The 5455-nt window shown below is 66.9% G+C and carries 9 protein-coding genes and 1 pseudogene; 6 read left to right on the plus strand and 4 right to left on the minus strand.

What is annotated here, in order from left to right; all coding sequences use genetic code 11:
- Positions 1 to 130 precede the first annotated feature (130 nt).
- Both ACWD04_RS33635 and ACWD04_RS33640 read left to right on the plus strand, forming a co-directional pair.
- Positions 131 to 589, plus strand: a pseudogene (locus tag ACWD04_RS33635) (reverse transcriptase domain-containing protein); the annotation flags it as partial.
- Between the two features lie 218 nt (positions 590 to 807).
- A complete protein-coding gene (locus tag ACWD04_RS33640; protein ID WP_451137533.1) occupies positions 808 to 1014 on the plus strand; it encodes a hypothetical protein in 207 nt (68 codons plus the stop codon).
- Positions 1015 to 1094: 80 nt separating this feature from the next.
- On the opposite strand, the gene ACWD04_RS33645 is transcribed toward ACWD04_RS33640, so the two are convergent.
- From ACWD04_RS33645 to ACWD04_RS33660, 4 genes are all read right to left on the minus strand, one after another.
- Entirely contained in the window at positions 1095 to 1292 is a 198-nt protein-coding gene (locus tag ACWD04_RS33645) for a transposase (protein WP_451137525.1), read from the minus strand.
- A gap of 24 nt (positions 1293 to 1316) precedes the next feature.
- Complete coding sequence (locus ACWD04_RS33650; protein WP_451137526.1) at positions 1317 to 1469, minus strand: hypothetical protein; 153 nt, start codon at positions 1467 to 1469, stop codon at positions 1317 to 1319.
- Positions 1470 to 1561: 92 nt separating this feature from the next.
- Entirely contained in the window at positions 1562 to 1684 is a 123-nt protein-coding gene (locus ACWD04_RS33655; RefSeq protein WP_451137527.1) for a hypothetical protein, read from the minus strand.
- Positions 1685 to 2094: 410 nt separating this feature from the next.
- On the minus strand, positions 2095 to 2754 hold the full coding sequence (locus ACWD04_RS33660; RefSeq protein ID WP_451137528.1) for a TetR/AcrR family transcriptional regulator: 660 nt from the start codon (positions 2752 to 2754) through the stop codon (positions 2095 to 2097).
- A 245-nt stretch (positions 2755 to 2999) separates the two neighbouring features.
- Here ACWD04_RS33660 and ACWD04_RS33665 point away from each other — a divergent pair, with 245 nt between their 5' ends.
- The 4 genes from ACWD04_RS33665 (at position 3000) to ACWD04_RS33680 (ending at position 5385) form a co-directional block, all read left to right on the plus strand.
- A complete protein-coding gene (locus ACWD04_RS33665; protein WP_451137529.1) occupies positions 3000 to 4022 on the plus strand; it encodes an alcohol dehydrogenase catalytic domain-containing protein in 1023 nt (340 codons plus the stop codon).
- Positions 4023 to 4065: 43 nt separating this feature from the next.
- Complete coding sequence (locus tag ACWD04_RS33670) at positions 4066 to 4470, plus strand: YybH family protein (RefSeq protein WP_451137530.1); 405 nt, start codon at positions 4066 to 4068, stop codon at positions 4468 to 4470.
- A gap of 133 nt (positions 4471 to 4603) precedes the next feature.
- A complete protein-coding gene (locus ACWD04_RS33675; RefSeq protein ID WP_451137531.1) occupies positions 4604 to 5116 on the plus strand; it encodes a hypothetical protein in 513 nt (170 codons plus the stop codon).
- Positions 5113 to 5385 (plus strand): ATP-binding domain-containing protein, encoded by a 273-nt coding sequence (locus ACWD04_RS33680; protein ID WP_451137532.1) that lies wholly within the window; start codon positions 5113 to 5115, stop codon positions 5383 to 5385. The genes ACWD04_RS33675 and ACWD04_RS33680 overlap by 4 nt, the downstream gene beginning before the upstream one ends.
- The last annotated feature ends 70 nt before the right edge of the window (positions 5386 to 5455 follow it).

A 5455-nucleotide genomic window follows, 5' to 3' on the forward strand; every position in this document is an offset into this window, starting at 1 on the left:
GCCGCCCTGCGCGTATCTCACACCCCACAGCTACCGACCCGACTCAGCCCCTGTCAGGCGAACGGCCCGACATCACCCAATCAAGTTCAGTAGCTACGGATATCGGCCCGGACGGTCTGCCTTGGACGCGGTGGGGAAGTGCCGGGAGCGTAGTTGGCGGCGGGACTGGGTGGTCGAGCTCGACATTGCCAAGTTCTTCGACAGCGTGCCCTGGGACCTGCTGGTCAAGGCGGTGGCCGCGCACACCGACGCCGTCTGGGTGAACTTGTACCTGCGGAGGTGGCTTGCCGCTCCGCTCGTCATGCCCGACGGCTCCCAGATGGAGCGGGAGCGCGGAACGCCCCAAGGGGCGCCGGTCTCTCCCGTTCTGGCGAACCTGTTCCTGCACTACGCGTTCGACATGTGGATGGAACGGGAGTTCCCGTCCGTCTGGTTCGAGCGCTACGCGGATGACGCGGTACTGCACTGCGTCACTGAGCGAGAGGCCCGCCAGGTGCTGGCCGCGCTCACGAACAGGATGGTCGAGGTCGGGCTGCGTCTGCACCCGAACAAGACCCGGATCGTCTACTGCAAGGACGGCAACCGCCGGCGCTTTTGCGAGTGCACGGCCTTCACCTTTCTTGGGTACACGTTTCGCGCCCGGAAGAACCGGAATCGGCACGGGAACCTGTTCCTGTCGTTCGAGCCGGGGATCAGCAGGGAGCCTCTGACGAGGATTGGCCGAGAGGTGCGGTCCTGGCGACTGCACCGACGTGCCGATCTGACCTTCAACGAGCTCGCCCGCAGGATGAATCCTGTGATCGGGGGATGGATCACTACTACGGTCGGTTCCGGCCTTGGGAGTTGGACCGCTTCTTGGCGTGCGTCAACACCTACTTGGTGCGATGGATCCGCAACAAGTGCAAGCGGCTCGCGGCCCAGAAGAAGGCGTACTCGAAGATGCAGGAGATCGCCCAGCGATACCCCCGCATGTTCGTGCACTGGCGCCTCACCACGGCGGCCGCAGAGATCTGATGATCACAACGACAAGAGCCGTGTAACGGGAGACCGTTACGCACGGTTCTGTGAGAGCCGAGGGGTGAGATCCCCCTTGGCTACTCGACCCTCGCCAGGGCAGTGGCCTCGGCAGTTCCGGGCACCGCGGCCTGCTCGGCCTCATGTACCCAGACGCGCAGCGTCTCGTGGTTGACGCCCAGGTCCTTGGCCACCGAGGCATACGCACGCCCCGGGCTCGCGCGGTACAGCGCGGCGGCATCGACCCAAAACTCAGGCGTGTACTTCGACGTTCCCAACGGGAACTCCTGTCCTATGGATCTTCACGATCCAATGATCAGGGTGTCCTCGATCCAGGGGACGCCCGAGATTGCCTCCGCACGCGGCTGCTTGAAGTCGTTCGGGGCGATTGCCGAGCCGCTGCACGCGACCAGCGCCGAGAGGGCAACGACGGTCGTGGGGAGAACCTTCTTCATTTCTTGCCTTCCTCCCAATGGTCGTTCAGGGAGCCCACACGCTGGGGTGTCACCGGCATTCCGGTGACGGCTGTACCAGCGGGTTTGCCCCACTACGATGTCGCGGGTACAGATGCCACGTGGTCGATGTCCAGGTCGCCGGCCTGGCGGGTGTAGGCGTTGTCGTAGTAGGAGAACCAGCGGCCCTCACCGATCTTGCAATGGTTGCTGACCACCGGGTCGGTGACGGCTTCCTCGAGGAGGACCCCCCTCGGCGCGAGTGTTGCACCCGTCCTCGTCGGCGTCGACCCAGTGGCGGAAAGTGTCCCGGTTGTAGCCGTCGCGGTGGTCGTCGGCGGGGGGCAGGGAGGCGAGGGCCTCCCGCAGAGGCAGCCGCACCCGCTCCCCGGCCGCGGCGGTGGGGATGGCGTGTGCGGAGGGCGGCGGGTGCCAGAGTGAGGGCGGCCGGAGCGGCGGTGAGCAGACCGCGGACAGTACGCTTCATGCCTTGTTGGTAGAGCGCCGACCACCCCCGGCGGGGGCGAAGCGAAGACGCCTCACCGCAGCAGGGGAATAGTCCTGGAAGGTACTGCTTAGTCGCGATAGGCGCGTCCCGTGGAGCTTACATGTGCATGGCGCCGGGGGTTCACACCGCGGCATCGAGGTCGGCGGCGGACCGCACGAGCGCGGCCATCATTCTGATGGTGTCGGTCGTGGAGAGGCCGTTGCTGCGGACCAGGGACCGCCACGTACCGAAAGCCGTGGCGTGCCGGACGGCAACGTCGAGCAGTGAGCGTTCCACGGCAGGCGGAGCTGCCGCCGTCACCCCGGCAGCATGATCGGCAGACTGCCCGTAGCCGGCGCTCACCGTAGCCGCGGCCCTCTCCATGTATGCCAGGTAGGAGTCAATGCTTCGCTCGGCCGATGCGATGGCAGGGGCGTCGCGCAACGCATTGGACAGCATCGGCTCCACCTGTTCGTAGAACGCGTAGAGATCACCTAGTGCCGCCGTGAGGCGTTCCTCCGGTGCCGTGATCTCTTCCCAACGGGCCGTTGTCGGCCAGGGGTTGCGATTCCAGTACTCCGTGGAGCACGCCGCGTACAGCTCCTCCTCGGTGGGGAAGTGCCGGTACACCGTGTGCCGCTGCACCCCGGCCAGGTCGGCGATGCCGGCGATGGTGGTGTGAGCAGGGCCCACCGTCCCGTGGAGCTCGATCGCGGCATCGGTGATCCTTCCGCGGGTCTCGCTCATCGTCTGGGCCCGCTGCCGCAGCTCGTACTTGCGCCTGGTCTTCCGCTCTGCCATCTCCGGCCCGTTCCTCACATACCCTGCCGCGTTCCACGAAGCCCGCCCCACACGACGGGGGCTTTCACTGTACGCAGTCGGGCGACGCACGCGCATTTGGTTGCACACCCGCGTCTCGTGAACGTTGACGAGTCAGCGGGAGGGAGGAATACTTTCATGACACGTAACTGTGCAATCAATGTGACATGGCGTGGCCCTGACTGACCCATGGGCTTCCGGGCCGCGCACGGAATCAAGGAGGGTCCATGCCCCCGTCTCAATCGGTTGTCGCGCCCGGCCTCCATGCCGACTGGGAACTGCGGAGTACCGGCATCCCAGCGCTGGGTCCGGGCCAGGTACTGGTCGAGGTGCACGCCTGCGGAATCTGCGGCACCGATGTCTGGATCACACAGGGGAAGCTGTCCTTCGGCGCAGGCTTCCCCATGACGTTGGGACACGAGGGTGCGGGCGAGGTGGTCGCTGTCGGCGAGGGGGTGACCTCGCGCGCCGTCGGGGACCGGGTGGGGCTCGTGGCCCTGCAGGCCGGCTGCGGGCGGTGCGCCTGGTGCCGTAGGGCCGAGTCGCTGGACTTCGTCACCGCCCAGAACTGCGAACGTCCGGAGCTCATCGGAATGAACGTCAGCGGCGCTCAGGCGCAGTACGTCGCCGCGCGCGCCGACGCGACCGTACTGCTCCCACAGGGGCTGCCGTACGAACACGCCGCGCCCCTCATGTGCGTCGGCTACACCGCCTGGAGCGGGCTGCGGCGCGCCCGCCCGGAACCCGGTGACCGAGTGGCCGTCTGCGGCATCGGCGGCCTCGGCCACCTCGCCGTGCAGTACGCCAAGGCCGCCGGCTTCACCACCATCGCGCTCACCCACTCACCCGACAAGCGGAAACTGGCGCACGAACTCGGCGCGGACCTCGTCGTGTCCAACGGAGCGGAACTCAGGGCGGCAGGCGGCGCGAACGTCCTGCTGCATACCAGCAGCTCCAATGCGGCCGCCTCGGACGCGATCCAGGGCATCCGCCCCAGGGGGCGGGTGGTCCTCATGGGCGTCGCGTTCGATGCGTTCTCGGTGGGCAACATGCCCATGCTGATGAACAGCATCCAAATCCTCGGCTCCGCACACAACGGCACCCAGTATCTCGTCGAAGCCCTGCAACTGGCGGCCGACGGCAAGGTCACCCCCAGGGTCGAGGTCTACGACAAGGAACAGGCCGCCGAGGCCTATCGGCGTACCGCCGCGGGCAAGGCCCGATTCCGTACGGTCATCACGTACGTCTGAGTGCCACACCCGCCACCGTCCCGTCACATGTGAGGAGAGAGCCATGTCCGACCAATTCACCCTGCCGACCGAACCGGAGAACATCCCCGCTGCGCTCATGGAGCGATTCAACACCGGTCGGGTCGAGGCGATGATGGGGCTCTACGAAGAGGGAGCCGTCTTCGTCACCGACTCGGGTGCCGCCGTCAGCGACCCGGCGGGAATACGGCGTGAACTTCAGGGCTTCCTCGCACTGGGACTGCCGATGCAGGCACATGCCCGGCACTTGATCGTCTCAGGAGACATCGCCCTCGTCCTGCTGGACTGGGGGGTGACGGGCACAGGTCCGAGCGGACAGCACGTGCACCTCAACGGGTCCGCCACCGACATCGCACACCGCGGCACCGACGGCCGTTGGCGCTACCGGATCGACAACCCCTACGGCACCCGTTTCCGCGAACAACACTGACCTACCTCGCAACGCATCAAGACTGTCGGCACAACGAAGCCGCGTCCCGGCGAGAAGGACATCGCGGAGGGTGGGACCGTCGGGCCCGTGCGCGTTATTGCTCCGAAACGCTTCCTCGCGCAACAGGCCCAGCATGTCTGCGTGGGAGATCCCTCCCACGCAGATCTACGAGTGGCGTCACGCCAAGGACATCATGAGCGGCTTCCTCGGCAGCAGGATGGAGCTCACCCAGTCCTTCCGCTTCGGCCCGCCCATCGCGGATGTCGCCAACCACTGGCTGCGCGCGGCCACCTCGAGCATGCAGCTCACCGGTCACGCCGCGGAGCCGTCGGAGCTGACCGAGGTGGATGCCCCCGACGCGGTCCTGTGCCGGGGCAACGCCGACGCCCTCGCCGAAGTCCTGCGCTTCCTGGACCGGAAGGTGCCCGTCGCCCTGGTCGGCGGCGGAAAGCCCCTGCTGAGCATCGCGAAGGCGGCCATCGACCTGCAGGCCGGACGCCGCACCACGACCTCGCCCTCTTCTCCTCCTGGGGAGAAGTCCAGGAGTACGCGGAGCAGGACTCCGCCGCCGCAGACCTCAAAGCGATCGTCGACATCGTCGACACCTACGGACCCCACCAGATCATCCGCACGGTCCAGGAGATGAGCGACGAGGAACAGGCCCGCGTCGTCGTCTCCACCGTCCACAAGGCCAAGGGCCGCGAATGGAACCGCGTCCGCATCGGCCCCGGCTTCACCCTGCCCGACGACGCCGGCACCGTGCACCCCGCCCTCGCACGCCTCGTCTACGTGGCCGTCACCCGCTCGCACGCCTGCCCCCGACCGGCCAGCTCAAGTACCCACGCTCCCCGATGTCCACCTTCCTGGCCCGCCACCTGCCCCACCCCGAACGGGACTGTAAAACGTTCGGTGTAACTCCCGATCATGGAAGATGCATCGATGACCAGCAACAACGTGACCGAGGTCGAGACCGTCGAGCCGTCTG

The organism is Streptomyces sp. NPDC002911, assembly GCF_053591835.1.